Annotated in this window: 19 protein-coding genes; 16 read left to right on the forward strand and 3 right to left on the reverse strand. The window is 65.6% G+C overall.

The features are described from left to right. Nucleotides 1-80 precede the first annotated feature (80 nt). The 16 genes from GGR25_RS23545 to GGR25_RS23620 all read left to right on the forward strand — a co-directional run bounded on the left by GGR25_RS23545 (nt 81) and on the right by GGR25_RS23620 (nt 17,473). Nucleotides 81-359 carry a hypothetical protein gene (locus GGR25_RS23545; RefSeq protein ID WP_183401351.1) on the forward strand — a complete coding sequence of 93 codons (279 nt, stop codon included), beginning with the start codon at nt 81-83 and terminating at the stop codon, nt 357-359. A gap of 299 nt (nt 360-658) precedes the next feature. Further along, complete coding sequence (locus GGR25_RS23550; protein WP_183401352.1) at nt 659-844, forward strand: hypothetical protein; 186 nt, start codon at nt 659-661, stop codon at nt 842-844. 219 nt (nt 845-1,063) lie between these two features. Then, nucleotides 1,064-2,023 (forward strand): DUF3991 domain-containing protein, encoded by a 960-nt coding sequence (locus GGR25_RS23555; protein ID WP_183401353.1) that lies wholly within the window; start codon nt 1,064-1,066, stop codon nt 2,021-2,023. Nucleotides 2,024-2,164: 141 nt separating this feature from the next. Further along, on the forward strand, nt 2,165-2,776 hold the full coding sequence (locus tag GGR25_RS23560) for a DUF1419 domain-containing protein (RefSeq protein WP_183401354.1): 612 nt from the start codon (nt 2,165-2,167) through the stop codon (nt 2,774-2,776). A gap of 10 nt (nt 2,777-2,786) precedes the next feature. After that, a complete protein-coding gene (locus GGR25_RS23565; protein WP_183401355.1) occupies nt 2,787-3,185 on the forward strand; it encodes a DUF3085 domain-containing protein in 399 nt (132 codons plus the stop codon). 101 nt (nt 3,186-3,286) lie between these two features. Further along, the gene (locus GGR25_RS23570) at nt 3,287-8,395 is read left to right on the forward strand and encodes an N-6 DNA methylase (protein WP_183401356.1); all 5,109 of its coding nucleotides are present in this window, start codon (nt 3,287-3,289) and stop codon (nt 8,393-8,395) included. A 274-nt stretch (nt 8,396-8,669) separates the two neighbouring features. Then, entirely contained in the window at nt 8,670-10,385 is a 1,716-nt protein-coding gene (locus tag GGR25_RS23575; RefSeq protein ID WP_183401357.1) for a ParB/RepB/Spo0J family partition protein, read from the forward strand. Between the two features lie 93 nt (nt 10,386-10,478). Further along, the gene (locus tag GGR25_RS23580; RefSeq protein WP_183401411.1) at nt 10,479-10,952 is read left to right on the forward strand and encodes a hypothetical protein; all 474 of its coding nucleotides are present in this window, start codon (nt 10,479-10,481) and stop codon (nt 10,950-10,952) included. Beyond that, nucleotides 10,949-11,824 (forward strand): DUF7007 domain-containing protein, encoded by an 876-nt coding sequence (locus GGR25_RS23585; protein ID WP_183401358.1) that lies wholly within the window; start codon nt 10,949-10,951, stop codon nt 11,822-11,824. Before GGR25_RS23580 ends, GGR25_RS23585 begins: the two co-directional genes overlap by 4 nt. Continuing rightward, entirely contained in the window at nt 11,821-12,150 is a 330-nt protein-coding gene (locus GGR25_RS23590; RefSeq protein WP_183401359.1) for a hypothetical protein, read from the forward strand. The genes GGR25_RS23585 and GGR25_RS23590 overlap by 4 nt, the downstream gene beginning before the upstream one ends. Nucleotides 12,151-12,562: 412 nt before the next feature. Next, on the forward strand, nt 12,563-13,150 hold the full coding sequence (locus GGR25_RS23595) for a hypothetical protein (protein WP_183401360.1): 588 nt from the start codon (nt 12,563-12,565) through the stop codon (nt 13,148-13,150). Nucleotides 13,151-13,461: 311 nt separating this feature from the next. Next, a complete protein-coding gene (locus tag GGR25_RS23600; protein ID WP_183401361.1) occupies nt 13,462-14,388 on the forward strand; it encodes an ArdC family protein in 927 nt (308 codons plus the stop codon). After that, nucleotides 14,388-15,329 carry a hypothetical protein gene (locus tag GGR25_RS23605; RefSeq protein WP_183401362.1) on the forward strand — a complete coding sequence of 314 codons (942 nt, stop codon included), beginning with the start codon at nt 14,388-14,390 and terminating at the stop codon, nt 15,327-15,329. The genes GGR25_RS23600 and GGR25_RS23605 overlap by 1 nt, the downstream gene beginning before the upstream one ends. A gap of 757 nt (nt 15,330-16,086) precedes the next feature. Further along, on the forward strand, nt 16,087-16,383 hold the full coding sequence (locus tag GGR25_RS23610; protein WP_183401363.1) for a DUF736 domain-containing protein: 297 nt from the start codon (nt 16,087-16,089) through the stop codon (nt 16,381-16,383). A gap of 428 nt (nt 16,384-16,811) precedes the next feature. Then, a complete protein-coding gene (locus tag GGR25_RS23615; RefSeq protein WP_183401364.1) occupies nt 16,812-17,039 on the forward strand; it encodes a ribbon-helix-helix domain-containing protein in 228 nt (75 codons plus the stop codon). Next, nucleotides 17,036-17,473: a TA system VapC family ribonuclease toxin gene (locus GGR25_RS23620; protein ID WP_183401365.1), complete on the forward strand. Its 438-nt coding sequence runs from the start codon at nt 17,036-17,038 to the stop codon at nt 17,471-17,473. Before GGR25_RS23615 ends, GGR25_RS23620 begins: the two co-directional genes overlap by 4 nt. Before the next feature lie 29 nt (nt 17,474-17,502). Here the strand turns inward: GGR25_RS23620 and GGR25_RS23625 are convergent, their stop codons facing one another. The 3 genes from GGR25_RS23625 to GGR25_RS23635 all read right to left on the reverse strand — a co-directional run bounded on the left by GGR25_RS23625 (nt 17,503) and on the right by GGR25_RS23635 (nt 20,051). Next, entirely contained in the window at nt 17,503-17,760 is a 258-nt protein-coding gene (locus GGR25_RS23625) for a WGR domain-containing protein (RefSeq protein ID WP_183401366.1), read from the reverse strand. A gap of 383 nt (nt 17,761-18,143) precedes the next feature. Then, nucleotides 18,144-18,899 (reverse strand): alpha/beta hydrolase family protein, encoded by a 756-nt coding sequence (locus GGR25_RS23630; RefSeq protein WP_183401367.1) that lies wholly within the window; start codon nt 18,897-18,899, stop codon nt 18,144-18,146. A 117-nt stretch (nt 18,900-19,016) separates the two neighbouring features. Next, nucleotides 19,017-20,051, reverse strand: coding sequence for a SphA family protein (locus tag GGR25_RS23635; protein ID WP_183401412.1), 1,035 nt, complete (start codon nt 20,049-20,051; stop codon nt 19,017-19,019). Nucleotides 20,052-20,127: the final 76 nt, after the last annotated feature.

Consider the following 20,127-nt stretch of genomic DNA (forward strand, 5'->3'; position numbering starts at 1 on the left):
AGCTGAAGCTCTGCGCGTTTTTCACCCATATGGGCTCGATCCCTGACGCTTGGCCGGCTGCCACCGGAGAGAAGGAGCGCATGTTCAGTGCCTTGAACTCCTGGCTGGAACGCCGCCGCGCCATTCGCCGGCGGTGGCAGGCCGACGCCCGTCGGCTCGTGCAGGAGGATGAGCGGAACGCCTACTATCAGGCACAACGTCTGGCGGCCCGGGCGCGGGCTGAGGGCCACGGCGGCGCGTTCGTACACTGGTCCAAGGTCGCGGCGGAGGTGGCGCGGATCTCACCGCGCGCGGAGATGGATCTCGCAACCGTGCAGGCGATCGTCGACGAGGAGCTGCGGCGAAGCGGCAGGACGTGAGCGGCGTCGCGCCTTTGGGCCGGCGCGACAGGGACCATCAGGTGCGGTGTGGCAGCGGAGCTCTGGCGAGACGGTTCGTTCGGGAGACGGCTGCACCACCGGGAAGCAGATCAATCCCGCTCTTCTGCGATGTCTCCTGGTCCGGTTCCGGATCTTCCACGATCAACCCGCTGGCGGGGTCGGCTACGTGAACGTGCCGCCGCTCTCGTCTTCGCCTTCGCGGTGATCGCGACCGGGCCCGACCCATCTGGGGGAGCCATCGAGCGGGAATTGGCCTGCTCCCCGATGGAGCCTTCACAATGTCGAACGACTTGTCCCTCGCCCAGAACGCCGCCCTCCAGCTCTCCCGCACCCTGATGGTCCCGGTCTCCCTGTTCAAGGTCGACGGCGCATACGGCGTCCTGCCGGCCGACGAGCTCGACGGCGACGATGTCACCGTGCTTTTCGAGTACGATCCGTTCTCGGGTGGGCGGCCGGTTCATTGAACCGGTTTTCCGCCGTGCCTTGTGCCGCTTGCGAGCCGGCACCCGCAAGGGAGGCTGCGCCGCGGGCCGGATCGGTCGCGACGGGGCTCATCAATTCCCCAGTTGCCGTCCCGCGCCCTTGCGGGCTTGGCGCTTCGCGCCCGGTGGGAGCGGTCCCGCGAGATGCGCGGGAAGGAAGACGCAGGAAAGGCCGGACGGAGATTGTCCGGGAAGAGCGAGATGGAGACGAGCGAGGTCGAGTATCTGAAGGAGCGCGTCACCTGCGCCGCCGTGCTGGAGAAGGCGGGCTTCGCGGTCGACGTGAAGGAGAGCACGCGCCGCGCGGTGAAGTACCGGCGCGGCGACGACATCATCATCGTGATCCATGACGGCAAGGGCTGGTTCGACCCGCTGTCGGACGCCAAGGGCGACGTGTTCTCGCTGATCCGCCATCTCGACGGCGGCAGCTTCACGGACGTGCTCGCCACAGCGGCTGAGCTGGTGGGTTTCTCGCCGGCCGAGCCGACATGGACGAGGGCGGCGCGGGAACATGAACCCGCCGCCTCTCTTTTCGAACGCTGGCGCGCCCGTCGCACGCCCTGGCTGGGCTCGGCGACTTGGCGCTATCTGCGCGACGAACGTTTCCTCCCCGAGATGATCATCCGCGCCGCCATCCGGCAGGACTGTCTGCGCGAGGGCCCGCGCGGCAGTCTATGGGCCGCGCATGTCGATGATGCCGGTGTCGTCACCGGCTGGGAAGAGCGTGGCCCGGAGTGGCGCGGTTTCTCGACCGGAGGGTCGAAGGTACTGTTTCGGCTGGGCGTGCTCGAGGGCTTGCGCCTCTGCGTGACCGAGGCGGCGATCGACGCCATGAGCCTCGCCGCCCTCGAGGGATTACGGGAGGGCAGCCTCTATCTCAGCACGGGTGGCGGCTGGTCGCCGGTGACGGAGGCGGCGGTACGGGCGCTGGCGGTGCGTACCGGTGCGCAGCTCGTCGCCGCGACCGATGCCAATGCCCAGGGTGAAGCCTTCGCCACGCGCCTGCGCGCCATCGCCGAGGAGGTGGGCTGCGACTGGCTCCGGCTGAGGCCGCCGGCCGAGGACTGGAACGAGGTCCTGAAGGCGAAAATGAAAGAGGAACGGGAACGGAGGGAGGAGAGACGCGGCCTGCCGCATGCCCGCCGGCCGCGTCAAGGGTGACGCTTCGCCCGGCTTTGCCGGCCCTTGACCCGCCCGGACGGTGAGGCGGCTGCGGGGGAGGGGTCAGGAAGGGCTGAAGAGAGGATGGCGACCCGGAGGGTGAGCCGCGCTCCGGCCCGGACGAGGCCGAAGGAGCCTGCCATGACCCTCTCCGTTCCTCCCATCCGCAAGGTGTATCAGGGCGTCGCCGATCGGCGGCAGATGTTCCGGATGTTCGACCGCCATGCGCAGCGCCCGAACCGCTGGCAGGGCGATGATGATGGCGCGCTCTATCGCGGCGAATGGTTCGAGATCGGCGGGGCCGAGCACGACCATATGTTCGAGATCCTGCCGCCGCTGTGGATGCGTGGCGATATGTTCGCCCTGCGCGAGTTCCTCACCGGCTCGATCACCAGCGTCTTCTTCGAGCTGTCGATCGACGGACGCCTCCGGCACTTCCACGGCTATTGCGACCTTGCCGAGAAGGGTTCGCCCGAGGTCTTGCGCGCGGCGATCATCGCGCGCGAGTCTTGGCCGGTGCGTGCGATGACGCCGGAAGAACGCCTCGAGCATATCTGGAGCGCCACCCATGACGATTATCGCGGCTATGCCGGCGAGCGCTGGCCGCGCTGCCTGCAGGGCAAGCGCACCGTGCTCTGCTATGAGGGCCGGCGCGGCACCACGCTGAAGCTGCTGGAACATCTCACCGAGGCCGAGATCTCGGCGAAGCTGCCGGTGCATCTGCGCTACCTCCCCGACGCGCTCGCGGCGTGAGGGCGCGCACATGTTCACCTTTCCGCTGGCCGACGTCCGCGCCGTCCTCACGCGTGGGCGGATCGACGCCGCCGCCAATGGCGGCTTCCGCAATCCCTATTACGGCCTTCGCCCGGGCGCGGGCGAAAAGCCGGGCCTTTGGCTGGTCGGCGACGAGGGCGTCTACCTCCTCTCGAACGGCAGGCTCGCTGAGGGGCAGCGCCCGCTCGTCGTCTATGCCGCGGAGTGCAGCCCGAAGACCAATCCGGATTGCTGGCATTACAAGCGCCGGCATTTCGGGGCGGATGACGGGATCGAGTTCCTTGATGCCGCCGAACTCGACCGGCTGATGGCCGCCTCGGCCGACGCCACGCATCTGCGGATCGTGATGGACGATGCCGCGCTATCGCTCACGCTGATCCGCCGCTGAGGCGAGCTTCCACGCTTCTCCCTTTTTCACATCCCTGCGCCCGTCCCGCCCGCCTCTCCGGCGGACGATGGCGCGCGCCTTCACGACAGGAGCTCTCCACCATGGCGCATGACGATCCCTTCACGCTCAACCTGTTCGGCAACACCGACCTGTCCTCCGACCTGAGCCTCGGTGTCACGGCCTTCGCCGGGGATTTCGAGGGCGATCCCGGTGACGACGATCCCGATCCGACCACGCCAGCGCCGAGCCAGGCGTCGGCATCGACCGGACCAGTCGCTCGCGCGAAGCCGTCGTCCGAATGTGGCGTTAATTTCCATCTCGATGGTGATCGCGGCCTCGCCCGTGGCTGGAAGGCACGCGCTCGCGACAACATCGCGGCGATCCGCCTTGCAGCCGGGATCGAGGCTGGGAATCGTCCCGCCACTCGGGCGGAACAGGAGACGCTGATCCGTTTCACCGGCTTCGGCGCATCCGATCTCGCCAATGGCATGTTCCGCCGGCCCGGCGAGGCGGAGTTCCGCGAAGGCTGGGAGGAGATCGGGGCGGAACTTCAGGACGCCGTCGACGATACGGACTATGCCTCGCTCGCCCGCTGCACGCAGTACGCCCACTTCACGCCGGAGTTCATCATCCGGGCGATCTGGACGGGGCTCCAGCGTCTCGGCTGGCGCGGCGGCAGGGTGCTGGAACCGGGTATCGGCACCGGGCTGTTTCCGGCGTTGATGCCGGAAGGCCTGCGCGATGCCTCCCATGTTACCGGCATCGAGCTCGATCCGGTGACGGCGCGCGTCGCCCGGCTGTTGCAGCCCTGCGCCCGCATCATGACGGGCGACTTCGCCCGCACGGACCTGCCGGCGAGCTTCGACCTCGTCCTCGGCAATCCGCCCTTCTCCGACCGTACCGTTCGGTCTGATCGCTCCTATCGCTCGCTGGCCTTGCGCCTGCACGACTACTTCATCGCCCGGTCGATCGACCTGCTGAAGCCCGGCGCGCTCGCCGCCTTCGTCACCTCGCACGGCACCATGGACAAGATGGATGCCATGGCGCGGGAGCATATCGCGAAGGTGGCCGACCTGATCGCGGCGATCCGCCTGCCCGAGGGCAGCTTCCGCAGCGACGCCGGCACTGATGTGGTGGTCGACATCCTCTTCTTCCGAAAGCGGAAGACCGGGGAGCCGGAGGGCGACCAATGCTGGCTCGACCTCGACGAGGTCCGCGCCGCCGATGGCGAGGAAGCCGCGATCCGCGTGAACCGCTGGTTCGTCCGGCACCCGGAATTTGTGCTCGGCACCCATGCCATGGCGTCAGGCCGATTCGGCGATACCTACACCTGCCTGCCGCGCGAGGGCGTTGAGCTGAAGGTGGCGTTGGATGCCGCCATCTCCCTTCTTCCGGAAGCCCTCTATGACGGTGAGCCGACGTCGATCGATGTCGAGAGTGACGATCACGGCGCCGAGGCCGGGATCCCGTCTCCCGCTGAGCACCACGTCCGCGAGGGCAGTTATGCCTTCGACCCGGTGCGCGGGCTCATGCAGCTGATCGACGGCGAACCTGTCGCGGTGAAGGCCCGTAAGGGCCGCAGCGCAGAGGGCATCCCCGAAAAGCACATCCGCACCATCCGCAAGCTGATCCCGATCCGCGACGCCGTGCGCGAGGTGCTGAAGGCACAGGAGCAGGATCGGCCGTGGAAAGACGCGCAGGTCCGGCTGCGCATCGCCTGGTCCAGCTTCGTGCGCGACTTCGGTCCGATCAACCACACCACGGTGTCGATCGCCGAGGACGAGGAGACCGGCGAGGTCCGCGAAACCCATCGCCGGCCCAACCTGCAACCCTTTCTCGACGATCCCGATTGCTGGCTCGTCGCCTCGATCGAGGATTACGACCTCGAGACCGATACGGCGAAGCCGGGTCCGATCTTCTCCGAGCGGGTAATCGCACCGCCGTCCGCGCCCGCAATCGCCTCGGCCGCGGATGCGCTCGCCGTGGTGCTGAACGAGCGCGGCCATGTCGATCTCGACCATATCGCCGAGCTGCTGCACGCCGATGCCGCTACGGTCATTGCCGAGCTGGGAGAGGCCATCTTTCGCAATCCCGAGACCGGGTCATGGCAGACGGCGGACGCCTATCTCTCCGGCCCGGTGCGCGACAGGCTGAAGGCAGCGGAAGCCGCCGCCGCGCTCGATCCTGCCTTCGTGCGCAATGTCCGCGCCCTTGTCGAGGTGCAGCCGGCCGATCTGCGGCCTTCCGACATTACGGCCCGTCTCGGCGCGCCGTGGATTCCGGCATTGGATGTCGTCGCCTTCGTGAAGGAGACCATGGGAGCGGAGATCCGCATCCACCACATGCCGGAGCTTGCCTCCTGGAGCGTGGAGGCGCGGCAGCTCGGCTGGCTCGCCGCCGGCACCTCGGAATGGGGCACGGAACGACGCCATGCCGGCGAGCTGCTCGCTGACGCGCTGAACAGCCGAGTGCCGCAGATCTTCGATATCATCAGGAACGGGGACAGCGAGCGCCGCGTCCTCAATGTCGTCGACACCGAGGCCGCCAAGGAGAAGCTCGCCAAGATCAAGACCGCCTTCCAGTGCTGGGTCTGGTCCGATACCGACCGCACCGACCGGCTGGCGCGGGTCTATAATGATCGTTTCAACAACATCGCGCCCCGCTCCTTCAATGGCGATCACCTGAAGCTGCCGGGCGCGAGCAGCGCCTTCACGCTCTATGCGCATCAGAAGCGCGGCATCTGGCGCATCGTCTCGGCCGGCTCGACCTATCTCGCCCATGCCGTTGGCGCCGGGAAGACGATGACGTTCGTCGCCGCCATCATGGAACAGCGCCGGCTCGGGCTGATCGCCAAGGCGATGCTGGTGGTGCCCGGCCATTGCCTGGCGCAGGCGGCCCGCGAGTTCCTGGCGCTCTATCCCAATGCCCGCATCCTCGTGGCGGACGAGACGAACTTCATCAAGGAGAAGCGCGCCCGGTTCCTGTCGCGTGCGGCGACCGCGACCTGGGACGCGATCATCATCACCCATTCCGCCTTCCGGTTCATCGGCATCCCGTCCACCTTCGAGCAGCAGATGATCCAGGACGAGCTTGAGCTCTACGAGACCCTGCTGACGCGGGTCGAGAGCGAGGACCGCGTCTCGCGCAAGCGCCTCGAGCGATTGAAGGAGGGTCTGAAGGAGCGGCTGGAGGCCCTCGCGACGCGCAAGGATGATCTCCTCACCATCGCCGAGCTCGGCGTCGACCAGATCATCGTCGACGAGGCGCAGGAGTTTCGCAAGCTCTCCTTCGCCACCAACATGTCGACCCTGAAGGGTGTCGACCCCAACGGTTCGCAGCGCGCCTGGGACCTCTATGTGAAATCCCGCTTCGTCGAGACGAAGAATCCGGGCCGGGCGCTCGTGCTGGCGTCGGGCACGCCGATCACCAACACGCTCGGCGAGATGTTCTCGGTGCAGCGCCTCATGGGCCATGCCGCGCTCACCGAGCGGGGCCTGCACGAGTTCGACGCCTGGGCGAGCACCTTCGGCGACACCACGACCGAGCTCGAGCTTCAGCCTTCGGGAAAATACAAGCCGGTCAGCCGGTTTGCGTCCTTCGTCAACGTCCCGGAGCTGATCGCGATGTTCCGGTCCTTCGCCGATGTCGTGATGCCGGAGGATCTGCGGCAATACGTAAAGGTGCCGGCCATCTCGACGGGGCAGCGCCAGATCGTCACCGCGAAGCCGACAGCGGCGTTCAAGCGTTACCAGACGGTGCTCGACGCCCGCATCAAGGCGATCGAGCAGCGTGAGGGACCGGCACAGCCTGGCGACGATATTCTGCTCTCCGTCATCACCGACGGGCGCCATGCGGCGATCGACCTGCGGCTGGTCGACCCTGGCAATGACAACGAGCCGGACAACAAGCTCAACGCCCTCATCGGCAACGCTTTCCGCATCTGGCGGGAGACTGGCCGGAACACCTATCGCCAGCCGGACGGAAAGCTCTTCGATTTGCCCGGCGCCGCGCAGATGATTTTCTCCGATCTCGGTGCGATCAGCGTCGAGAAGACGCGCGGCTTCTCGGCCTATCGCTGGATTCGCGACGAGCTGGTCCGTATGGGCGTGCCAGCATCGGAAATCGCCTTCATGCAGGACTTCAAGAAGTCCGAGGCCAAGCAGCGGCTGTTCGGCGATGTCCGCGCCGGCAAGGTCCGATTCCTGATCGGTTCCTCGGAGACCATGGGCACCGGCGTCAATGCCCAGCTTCGGCTGAAGGCGCTGCATCATCTCGATGTGCCCTGGCTGCCTTCCCAGATCGAACAGCGCGAGGGGCGGATCGTGCGGCAGGGCAACCAGCATGACGAGGTCGATATTTTTGCCTATGCCACCGAGGGCTCGATGGACGCGCAGATGTGGCAGAACAACGAGCGGAAAGCCCGTTTCATCGCGGCGGCGCTCTCAGGCGACACCTCGATCCGCCGGCTGGAAGATCTCGGCGGGGGGCAGGCCAACCAGTTCGCCATGGCCAAGGCAATCGCCTCGGGCGACCAGCGGCTGATGCAGAAAGCCGGGCTGGAGGCCGATATCGCGCGGCTCGAGCGTCTGCGCGCTGCGCATGATGACGACCAGTTCGCGATCCGTCGCCAGATCCGCGATGCCGAGCGCGATATCGCGCACGCGACCCGGCGCATCGAAGAGATCGGACAGGATATCGCCCGCGCCGTCCCAACTGGAGGCGAGGCCTTCGCGATGACGGTGAACGGCGCCCCTCACTCCGAACGCAAAGCTGCCGGCCGCGCCCTGATGAAGGAAATCCTGACTCTCGTGCAACTCCAGCACGAAGGCGAGACCGTGATCGCCGTGATTGGCGGGTTCGAGTTGGACTATTCGGGCGAGCGCTTCGGCAAGGACGGTTATCGCTATGATACCGTGCTCAGGTGCAGCGGCGCCGATCACGAGATCGAATTGCCGGTCACCGTCACGCCGCTCGGCGCGGTCTCACGGCTGGAGCGTGCGCTCGGCGGGTTCGAGGACGAACGGGAAGGCTGTCGTCGGCGGCTTGCCGATGCCGAGCGGCGGCTGGCCTCCTACTGCTCGCGCCAGGGCGGGAACTTCGCCTTCGCCGGGGAGCTCACCGATAAGCGGCGGCAGCTCGCCGAAATCGAGGCGGCGCTGGCGACCGATGTCGAAGGGTTGCGGGGGGATGGAGAGCGGCAGGCCGCATAGAAGGGACGGAAGGGTGGTGAGAAAGAGGGGGGGGGAAAACCCTCCTCGCGGATCGGCCGTGCCGGTGACGCTACTATCGCTCAACCGCGGCCTGCGCGATCCCGGCCCGTCGTCCTGCGCAGGGCTTGAAGCCCCGCTTGGCCGGCCGGGCAGGGATGCTCGCCCGCAGTTGCACCGGCCCGTCCGCTCCGCGGGCCGGGGGATGTCTTCGGGAAGAAGACGGAACAGGACCGGGGTGATGCCTCGCGTCCATAGCCCGGCAAGGAGCATTCCGATGCAGATTATGAAGGTGGATCCGCGCGCGCTGAAGGAGAATCCCGACCGCACGCGGCAGACCAGATCCACGCCGCAGGCCGATGCCCTGCTGCTGGCCACCATCAAGGCGGTCGGCATCGTGCAGCCCCCGGTGATCGCGCCGGAGAGCGGCGGGGGGAACGGCTACATCATCGATTCCGGTCATCGCCGGGTGAAGCAGGCGATCAAGGCGGGCCTCGAGGAGATCGAGGTGCTGGTGGTCGACGCCGCCAACGACAATGGCGCCATGCGCTCCATGGTGGAGAACATCGCCCGTGAGCCGCTGAACCCGGTCGACCAGTGGCGGGCGATCGAGCGGCTGGTCGCGCTCGGCTGGACCGAGGAGGCGATCGCCGTGGCGCTGGCCCTGCCGGTGCGCCAGATCCGCAAGCTCCGGCTGCTCGCCAATGTGCTGCCGGCGATGCTGGACCAGATGGCCAAGGGCGATATGCCGAACGAGCAGCAGCTGCGCACCATCGCCGCCGCTTCGCTCGAGGAGCAGCGCGAGGTCTGGAAGGCACACAAGCCGAAGAAGGGGGACCCGCAGGCCGCGTGGTGGAGCATTGCCAATGGGCTCACGAAGAAGCGCATGTATGCACGTGATGCCAGCTTCGGCGAGGACCTCGCCCGGGCCTACGGCATCGAATGGACCGAGGACCTGTTCGCGCCGGCCGATGAGGACTCGCGCTACACCACACAGGTCGAGGCCTTCCTCGGCGCCCAGCAGGAGTGGATGACGAGCCACCTGCCGAAGAAGGGGATCATCACCGAGGCCAATAGCTGGGGCCAGCCGGAATTGCCGAAGAAGGCCGAGCGGGTTCATGGCAAGCCGGGCAAGGGCGATTGCACCGCGATGTATCTCGACCGCGAGGGCAAGGTGCAGAGCGTGCATTACCGCATGCCCGTGGAGAAGAAGCCGAAGGGCACGGACACCTTCGGCGCTGAGGATGTCGGGACGCTGGCGAAGCCGCGCCCGGAGGTGACGCGCAAGGGCATCGAGATGATCGGTGACCTTCGCACCGATGCGCTGCACGAGGCGCTGTCCCGCGCGCCGATCGAGGACGACACGCTGATGGCGCTGTTGGTGCTCGCCTTCGCCGGGCAGAACGTGCGCGTCGACTCCGGCGCCAGCGGGGAATTCCGTTGGGGCCGTCGCCTCGGGCGTCATGCCGCGGGGCTGTTCGATCAGGAGGGCAAGCTCACCTTCGACAGCGATATGCTGCGCATCGCGGCCCGCGGCGTGCTGATCGATGTTCTCTCGTGCCGGGAGAATGCGACGAAGTCGGGCCTCATCGCTCTCGTCGCCGGCGACGTCGTCGGTGCGGATGGCTTCCTGCCCAATATGGGCACGGAGGAGTTCCTGTCCTGCTTGTCCCGCCCGGCGCTGGAAGCTGCCTGCAAGGACACGCCGGTCCTGCCGCGCCAGCGCGTCAAGGACACGCGCGCCGCGCTCGTCGAGCACTTCGGGGCGGGATACTTCGTCCACACCTCGGCCCTGTTCGCGCCGGATGCCGTCGCGTTGAACGGGTGGCTCACCGAGAACAGTGTCGTCGCGGACGAGGACGACGGCACGCCGGTCGATCAGGACGAGCGCGACGGCGATGAGCCCATCGAGCCGGCGCACGACTTCGACGCGGATGAAGACGGCTTCGACGAGGCGGGTATCCCCGAGGGCTTCCGCGAAGCCGCCGAATAGTGGCTCCCCCTCCCCCTCTTGCCGAATGCCCTCGCCGCCGCCGGTCAGCCCGGCGGCGGTCATGTTTTCACGCCCGCACACAAGGAGGACCTCATGTCCGCGCACATCATCCATGACCATGCTCCCATCGGTTCCCTCGTCGCCTGGTCCGACGGCACGCCGCGCCCGCCCGAGCGGCACCGGAAGAAGCTCGCAGCCTGGCAGAGCCGCAACAGCCGTGGGCGGCTGATCAGCAAAGGCGGTGGCCGCGCGATCGGGAATCTCTCGCTCTCGGCCACCTTCACCCTGCACGAGGCGGATTACGGTGCCGATGGTGTCATCGCCATTCGTGTCCATCGGATCTTTTCGGTGGAATCCGCGCTCAGCTTCACCATCGTTGAGCGGCCCGCGATCGGTTCGGTGCGCGTGTTCGACCGTGCCGGCGAGAACGCCGAGCTGGTCTACCTCGCGCCACATCGCGCCGCGGCGGAGGAATGGCTGTCACGGCACGGTTATCCGCGTGCCGTGCTCGATGAGGTGACGGAAGACGAGGTCGGCGCCGATATCGTCGAAGGGAGAGCGGCATGACCATCCCCCTTCCTTCCGGAAGCCCTGCGATGGTGGCACCGACTTTCGGCATCTCCGCCGATGGCCTCCCAGTTGCGCGCATCGGCGACAACGCCTTCGCTATGCTGCCCGGTCGCGACGGCCGGCATTACCTCGCCAGCGGCTGGAAGATCGGCCGGTCGCTGGCCGAATGGCGGCGGGATGATTTCTACGGCCATTCCGGCGAGATCGCCGACGAGGCGGCGTTCCGTGCTCGGGTGCTGGAGCATGCCGAGCACCAGCGCGAACAGCAGGCGCTCGGACGGCGCGAGATTTCCTCTCCCGCCCACACGCCATGGGGACCCTCGCAGGGGGCGATCGTCTATGCCGAGGGTGTCGAGTGTCATTCTACCGCCGGCCACGGCGGCTTCAAACTTTCGGCCGAGCGCAATCGCAAGGTTGATCCTGTGCTGCGGGTTGCGGGCGGCTTCTACGAGGAGGATGAGGCCTGGGCGATCGTGGCAATCACCTTCCCGCATCTGTTCACCAGCTTCGAGCGGCGCTGCGCCGAACGCACCATGAAGGATTCATGGCCGGATGCCTGGGAGACGATCTTCGGGACGATCCTCACTCCTGGTGAATCGCGGGAGAAGGACCGTAGGGCTTTCGAAGCCGCGCATGCAGAGGATTGGGTCGTGATCTCGGCGATCACGTCGGAGCAGCAGCCGGGGTTCGTCGAATGCGTCGCGGCACCGGGCGGGTATCGTGGATCGGGAACGGAGGAGCGGCGCTTCCTTGTTCCGTCGGATGACTACACGCTCGGCCGCTTCGGCTTCGTCATCGATCCCGACCGCCACGCCGTCTATGGCGGACCGTCGAGTTTCATCGGCTGGCAGGAGAGGACCGCGACATGACCCCTCCATCCGAGGTCCGCGTCCAGCTCGCGCGCATGGAGGAGGCGCGCCGGGAGACCCAGCGCCAGCTTGACCTGATCGACCGGCAGATCATGCGGCACATGACGGTGCTCATCCCACGGCGCCAGCCGAAGCGCACGGGCTACCGGCATGGTAAGCCGCCCGATCCCAACGCCTTCCTTGAGCGCTACCGTTCACATCTCGCAGCACTGACCGCCGAGCGCCAGCCCGAGGTCGACGCCCTGTCCCGGAGGCTGGCTCATCAGGACCAGGCGATCGCCGTTCTCCGTGTGCGTCATGGTCTCGTCCTGCCGCGGGTCGCCTGATTGCGCGGGTTGGAGCAGGACCTTCTCTCCCGGGCCGTTCTGGGAGCGACCGTCGAGGGGGAACGGAGGTCGTCGGGCGGCGTGGATCTTATCCTTTTCCCGGTTGCCGTGTTCCTCTCAACCCCCGCTCACCGGCATCACCTCGGGTTTGCTGCGGTCTGAACCGTCTGCCAGGCGCTTCAAGGTCGCGTGCCGCGCCGCGTGGCGGCCGGGCCTCGCCGATCTCGACAGACCGGGCCCGCGTCCTGCGCGAGGGCTGACGCCCTGCTGGTCCGCCGACCCTGTCCGCTCGCCTTCGCAAGGGCCGGACCCTGAACCGCCCGGCGGCCGCCGGTTCCTTTTGACCGCACCCGAGGGGACGCCGGCAAGCGGTGGACAGACCTCGGGAGATGAAACCGGAAAGGAATACATCATGGCCAAGACCGCCCCGTCCTCCCGTCACTCCGCCCGCGTCGTTTCCCTGAGAAAGGGCACCACCGTTGAGATGGTCCGCCTTGCCTGCCCGGATGCCACGCAGATGACCCTGATCGCCGAGAGCTTCGGACTTCCGATCCTCGACAGCGACGGCATCCGCGACCAGCATGAGCGCCTGATCGTCGAGACCGCCGATGGCCTGAAGGAAGGGCTCGGTGAACGGGCGATGCAGATCCACCTGCAGCGCATCGTCGGCGCCTATGTCGGCTCGGCCCATGGTGCCGGACAGTTCTACAGCCGGGCTGTGACCGAGGCGCGCGATGCCACCGCCAAGGCGGCGAACGGCATGCGCGACGAGGATCGCGACGGTCCGGTCGGCTTCGACAGCGGCGCCCAGCGCAAGCGCGAGTTCGCGGCGGACATGGGACTTCAGGCCCATGCGCTCAGGATGGCCGTCGAGGGCGCGGTTGCCGCCTACGAGCTGATCGTTGGCGAGGCGTGGAAGCCCTTCGAGCGGCAGGTCGAGAACCCCGGCCAGAGCGTCGACCGCAAGGCGGCCGAACTCCAGATGGCGGCTCTCGGCTGAGCCGCCTCGGGCGGGGCGTCAGTCCCGCCCTTTTCGCTTCCTCTCTCTACCTTCTTCTCGGCCGGTCTCGCGATGCAAGGTCAGCCTTTTTGATGTCGCGGCGCAGGGAAAAAAGGAGAACGAGAGAGCGGCTCGCGCTCGCACCCCGTCCCGGGCGTGGTCCTGCCGGGCCCGGCGGCCTGCGCAACGGCTGCGCCGTCCTCCACTGACGTTCCGGTCCTGCGGATGCGCAGCCCTCCTGATCGACCCGGCTTCAGGACCGCCGTGACGGGGTCGCGATCGGCGCGACCTCCGGGACGGAGGTTCAGCATATGAGCAGGAAAGAAGAAAAGCCGCGCGTAGACATCTATGCGCGGATCACGGAGAGGATCGTGGCGGATCTGGAAAAGGGTGTGCGGCCCTGGATGCAGCCCTGGCGTTCCACGAATGCGATCGGCCGGGTGACGCGGCCGCTACGGCATAATGGCTTGCCCTATTCTGGCATGAACGTGCTGCTGCTGTGGTCCGAAGCGATGGCGCGCGGCTATGTCTCGCCGGTCTGGATGACGTTCAAGCAGGCGATCGAGCTCGGCGGCGCGGTGCGCAAGGGCGAGACTGGCACCATGGTGGTCTTCGCCAGCCGCTTCACCAAGGCCGAGACCGATGGTCATGGCGGCGAGGTCGAGCGGGAAATCCCCTTCCTGAAGGCCTATACCGCCTTCAACGTCGCGCAGATCGACGGGCTGCCGGAGCGCTATTATGCGAAGGCGGAGCCGGTTTGCGATCCGATCGAACGGATCGAGGAGGCCGACCGCTTCTTCGCCAATACCGGCGCGATGATCCGGCATGGCGGTGATCGCGCCTTCTATTCCCCCGGCAGCGACCATATCCAGATGCCGCCGTTCCAGACGTTCCGCGATGCGGAGAGCTACGTCGCCGTCCTCAGCCATGAGGCCACCCATTGGACATCGGCGTCCCATCGCGTGAACCGTGATCTCAGCCGCTATGGCAGGGACAGGAGCGAACGCGCGCGCGAGGAGCTCATCGCGGAACTCGGGAGCTGCTTCCTCTGCGCCGATCTCGGCATCGTTCCCGAGCTGGAGCCGCGGCCGGACCATGCGAGCTATCTGGATTCCTGGCTGAAGGTTTTGGCCGAGGACAAGCGGGCGATCTTCTCGGCCGCCGCCCATGCGCAACGCGCTGTCGCGTTCCTGCACGGACTGCAGCCGGCGGCTGCCGAGGATCGGGAGGCCGCCTGATGTTGCAGGCTCCGATCATCTCAGGGGAGGGCGACAAGCCCTCCCCGATCCGGCTGCGTGCGCTCTCGCTCGGAGCCGGCGTCCAGTCCACCACCATGGCGTTGCTTGCCGCTCATGGCGAGATCGGTCCCATGCCCGACTGCGCCATCTTCGCCGATACCGGCTGGGAGCCGAAGGCGGTCTATGATCATCTCGCCTGGCTGATGTCGCCCAATGTGCTACCGTTTCCGGTGCATGTCGTCTCGGCAGGCAATATCCGTGACCAGCTCGTGCAGGCGGGTGAAGGGCGTCGTTGGGCCTCGGTTCCGGCCTTCGCGAAGACCGTCACGCCGGCTGGCGCCGAGGTGCCGGTTTTCGACGCGGACGATGAGGGCGAACTGATCGAGGTCGCCACACGGCGCACCACGACGGAGACCGTCTCGATAGGCATGATCCGCCGCCAATGCACGAGCGACTTCAAGATCGTGCCGATCCGCCGGAAGATCCGCGAGCTCGCCGGGCTCACCCGCAAGCGCTCGCCCTCTTTCCCGGTCGTGGAATCCTGGATCGGCATCTCGACCGACGAGATCGTGCGCGCGAAGCCGGGCTTCGAGGCTTGGCAGGTCAAACGCTTCCCGCTGATCGAGAAGCGCCTCAGCCGGCGGGATTGCCTCGCCTGGCTGCGCCGGCACGGCTACCCCGAGCCCCCGAAATCCGCCTGTATCGGTTGCCCGTTCCACGACAATCGCCGTTGGCGGCATATGCGCGACCATGACCCGGAAGCCTGGGCGGATGCGGTCGAAGTCGACCGCGCCTTGCGCAACGGTCTGCGCGGGATACGCGGCGAGGTGTTCCTGCACCGAACATGCGTCCCGCTCGACGAGGCAGATCTCTCCACCGCCGCCGATCGCGGTCAGCTCGATCTCTGGCCAAATGAGTGCGAGGGCATGTGCGGGGTCTGATCCCTGGCTTCCAACCTGCCCGCGCCAGCGTCAGCGTTCCCGCGCCAGTCGTCCTGCTGCCGTAGGCCCACTCACCGAGCAGCGGGCCTGATCGACGACGTGCAGCATCAACTCCGGCCGCTGGCGATTGGGAATGCCGGTTTTCTGCGGCGCGCGACCCAAACGGAGCGGTGCGCCGAGGGGATGGAACGCCGCAGCGCCCAGTTGACGAAGGACATCGGCAGCCTCCAATGCCCGGCGGTTCCGTGATTGCAGCAAGAGAGTTCGGTGCAAGGTTGATCCTGCCGTTCTCTCGCCGTTCCATGCGATTTCCGCTGCGCGTAGACAAGATGGTACAGGCGGACATACGGATAGGCATTGTCGACCTTCACCGTGCAGCATTTGGGCCTTGGAATGTGGCCCGTGCTGCAAACCTCGTAATGCCTCCTCTGCATCGGTCTCGGCGTCATGAGCCGGGCTTCTCCCTAGACCGCTGACTGAGGTGCGGCCAATGCGGCCTTTCTTTCTGGCGTATCTCACATCGGGTCCGGCTGCTGCGCAGCCCGCCCTCGATCCCGCAACAGCACGTTCCCGACCTTCTTCCCCGCCGTGCTCGGCTGACGCCTGCGCGCGGCTTCCTCGCGAGGCAAGAAAGTCGGCCCCGCGCCGTCCTCCATTGCATTGCGGCCCTTCGGGTGCGGGCCGGTCGCCCGTTGTTCTCCGATCGCCATCAAGGCCGCGATGGTCGCGACCTGATACAATAGATGGAGAAGACAAAATGGCTCAGATCGGCACTTTCAACCGCAACGAAGACGGCTCGTTCACTGGGATTATCAAGACCCTCAACCTCAACATCAAGGCCCGCCTGGTCGTGTCCGAGAAGGAAAGCGACAAGTCGCCCGACCTTCGCGCCCTCGCAGGCACCATCGAGATCGGCGCTGGCTGGAAGAAGACCGCCAAGGAGACTGGCCGGGAGTACCACTCGGTCAAGCTCGACGATCCAAGCTTCCCCGCTCCGATCTACGCCAGCCTCGTCGAGAACGAGGGCGCCTACGCCCTCATTTGGTCCCGCTAAGGCGGCCAACCACCGGTCGCGGTGCTCCATCGGCAGCACCGCGACCCGGCAAAAGGACGCCGGAAAGGGTCTTTCCGAGCACCCCGAAGCCAGATCAACGGCTTCGAGGCACAAAGACGGTTGATGGCTGACCTAAGGGTATGGCCTTCAGCTGATTTGATCCTGCTCCATCCGTCAGCGCGGCCAAGCTGTTGTGGACGGGGGGCCTAAGGCCCCTTTCTTGTGATCGGCTCACGGACGGGAACGATCACCGACATACCGTTGGAGCGGGCGGAAAGTCGCATGGGTGTGATGTCGTCGCTCCATGGCGCGCCGCCTGCGATCGCGAAGCTAATTGGCATGCCGCTGCATCCATATCGTCTCCTTGAGCGCTCCGCCATGCTGCACTATATGATGCGTGATGGTTGATGCGCACGATGGAGGCGGCCATGCGGACGACACTCGCGATCGATGACGATGTCCTTGTGGCCGCAAAGGCCATGGCCCGGCAGCAGCACCGCAGCGTCGGCGAGGTCATTTCCGATCTGGCCCGCCGTGCGTTGCGCAGACCCCCGGCCGGCGGCGAGCGCAACGGCATTCCCTTGCTCTCGCCGCGTCCCGATGGCCCTCTGGTCACGCTCGACATCGTCAACGCGCTGCGTGACGAACTGCCGTGACCTTCCTCCTCGATGTCAATGTGCTGATCGCGCTGATCGACCCCGGCCATGTCGCGCATGAGGATGCGCATCGCTGGTTCGGATCCACCGGGCGATCTTCCTGGGCAACGAGTCCAATCACCGAGAACGGCGTTATCAGGATCATCGGCAGCCCAAAATACCCGAACTCGCCGGGCTCGCCGGCAGCCGTGGCGGACATCGTGGGCAAGCTGCGTGCCCATGCCGGGCACCAGTTCTGGCCCGACGATATCAGCCTGGTCGGATCCGCCGACATCGATGCGGCGAAGATCCTGACCGCGGCGCAAGTCACCGACACCTATCTGCTGGCACTCGCCAAGGCGCATGGCGGCCAACTGGCTACGTTCGATCGCAAGCTGTCGGTGGTGGCTGTGAAGGGCGGAAAGTCGGCTCTCCATCTGATTGCGAACGGTTGAGCCGCAATTCTCAGGCGGCGCGCCGCGGTTCAGGTTTCCTCCCCCGGAGACGTGTATCCCCGCCGCCGCTTTCGGCGCTCGAGCCGTGCGTACGCTTCACCGGCAGCCGCGTTCTCGTCGAACGTCTCCACCATGGCCTGACCGTTCGTGCCGATCCGGCCCCAGTTGCGGATCAATGACGTCCCGCCGAACAGGGTGGGCTGAAAGGAGAGCACATAGAACCGCGCCATGTTGCGGGCGGGATCGATGCGGCGCAGATGAAGCGAACCTGTCTCTGGTTTGGGCATGGGAGATAGTCTCGCTTCCTCCGAAAGCCCAGTCCAACGAGTTCGGTGAATCGATCAGGTTCGACCGATTCATTCCGGCGATGCCTCAGACGTGAGACATTCGGGAACGGCTGATGGTGCGCCGCCTCAGGTGAGGAGGCGAACTTTGTCTCCTCCATAGGCTCCAAACCCTCCTTTGTGGTGCTGGTCCACCCCTTTCATGAGGGCGAACCAGCCGCGGGCAACGGCTGGGAGCGAACGCCTCCAGCGGAGCTTGAGGCGCCCGCCCGTCCGTGATCTGCTAGGTCGTGAACCCATAAATTCGGAGTGACCGCCGTGGGGTGGCAATCAGACTGTCAGCTTTCGGTTTGGCAGGTGAAAAAAGCTGGCCAGACAATGAAGGCTCAACCTGTCAAATCATGCAAGTATCGTTCGACGTGCTCTTTCCATAGCGGGGGCTTGAACATCAACGCGTGCCCCATGGGGGCTGCTACGAATTTTCCCTGCCCGCCAGCCGACAGAAACCTTTCGAAATTTTCTCGACAGTGCTCTATTCGATAGTATTGATCATAACTCCCATGCAACCAAAGGGTCGAAATTCCAGCACGAGCGCCGCGCTCGAAAAGGCTCGGATTTACGGTTTCATGGCTCGGGCAAGCTCTGCCGAGCCAACCACCGTTAAAATTGATGGCGCCCAGGAATGTGTTCGGTCGCATACCCGCATATGCTATCGCCAAGATGCCGCCGCGTGAAACTCCTCCTATGACAAGTTGGTCCTTGTCGATGTCGGACCGCTCGCGCAGATGGCTGACAACAGCGTCAACATCCTCAACCGCCCGCTCGAAACCGGCGATCGCAATTCTGACGTCGCAAGAATAGCCAGAGCCATCTGGAGCGAGCCCTTCTCCATAAAATCCACCTGATTTTCCTCTCCCCCGACGTTGAGGGAAGAGAACCATCCATCCGCGGTCAACGAAGTAGTTTGCTACAATGGCAGGAGCCACCGTTCTGGAATAAAGTGATCTATTCTGCCCTCTACCAGTCGACCCGTGGTTGAACACAACCGTTGGAAACGGACCTCCATCGAGGGGCTTTGCCGCAACGATTTCCAGTCGGACATCAGCCTCAGCGGACGGTACTAAGAACTTTTCAAATTTCATTGGAACTACTACCGGAGGTGTCTGCTTGCATCGCTGTTACCATTTCGATCAAGCGTCCGGAATGGGGTCGGTAGTCGAATGCGGTCTCATCTAGCGCCGCGGTAGTGAGTCGACGTCCTAATTCCGAGTGGCTGACGGAGGCGGCCCTGAAATCGAAAACGTCAGCCACGCGTTCCAGCCGGAGGGCCGGTTGACCGCAGCGAACTCGCCGTAGCCTTTCAGGTTCAAATATCCCTGCATGTTGCCGACCGGAAAAATGTAGCCAATCTGAGGTCCGACCCCCAGAACGCGCGACTCGAAAGATCCCAGAACGGGCAGTTGGCCGCTATCGGGAGTGATCTGCTGATAGGCATATCCAACGAGGCCGACGAAAAGCTGCTTCGAGAGAAATTGCGATGCACCCCAGTCGAAATGGAAATCAATTCCGCTCTGATACTGCGTGTCCGGATTCTCGAAATTGTAGGTAAACCCCGCAACGCCTGAAAACTCGCGTCCGGTCGTGGCGTCGAGATAGGTATAGCCTCCGCCGATGTCGATCGCGCCGTGACCGATCCCGATATTGGAAAGCCGCGCCGGATTGTAGTCGCCGACCGGAATATCCCCGGTGGCGTAGGTCATCCAGTTGTGGACGCCGTCATTCCACTTGAGCGTCACCATCGGATAAAGGTCACCCACCCCCGTGACCGAATCCGAGATGCTTCCCGTGCGGGTAGCCGCGAGCGGACCCAAGGCGGACGTCAGCGTTCCGTCGATGCTGGTCGAGGATCCTCCGAACACACCGGTCATGCTGACGGCGAGCTGCCCACCAAGCACCGGCGTGGCGAAGGTGTAGGTCGGCGCGAGGAAGAGCAGATTGGCCTGGGAGTCGAGATTTGCGTTCAGGCCGACATCGGCGTTCGTCGTGAACCGGCCGACCCGATTCTCTCTCGCTACAGCAACGCTACCGGAAGCACCGACCGACGTGTGATAATAGATCGACCCGAGCGACCAGCCGGGCGTCGTGGGAACGGCCGCGAGGCTGCCGAACTGTCCGGGAAGCCAGAAGGAGACGCCATCTTCATCGGCCCGAGCGGATTGAGCGGCAAAGACGGCCAGGAAGACAACTGCCGCGGCACTCAGCCGCCACGTCAAATCTCCTTCCACGCACTTCATCCAATGCTCAACCCTTTTGAACCGTCGCTTCGGCCCCATCCCGCGCCGCACATCGTACGAAGCGACGGAATCGTCC

The organism is Kaistia hirudinis (genome assembly GCF_014196455.1).
GTDB lineage: Bacteria > Pseudomonadota > Alphaproteobacteria > Rhizobiales > Kaistiaceae > Kaistia > Kaistia hirudinis.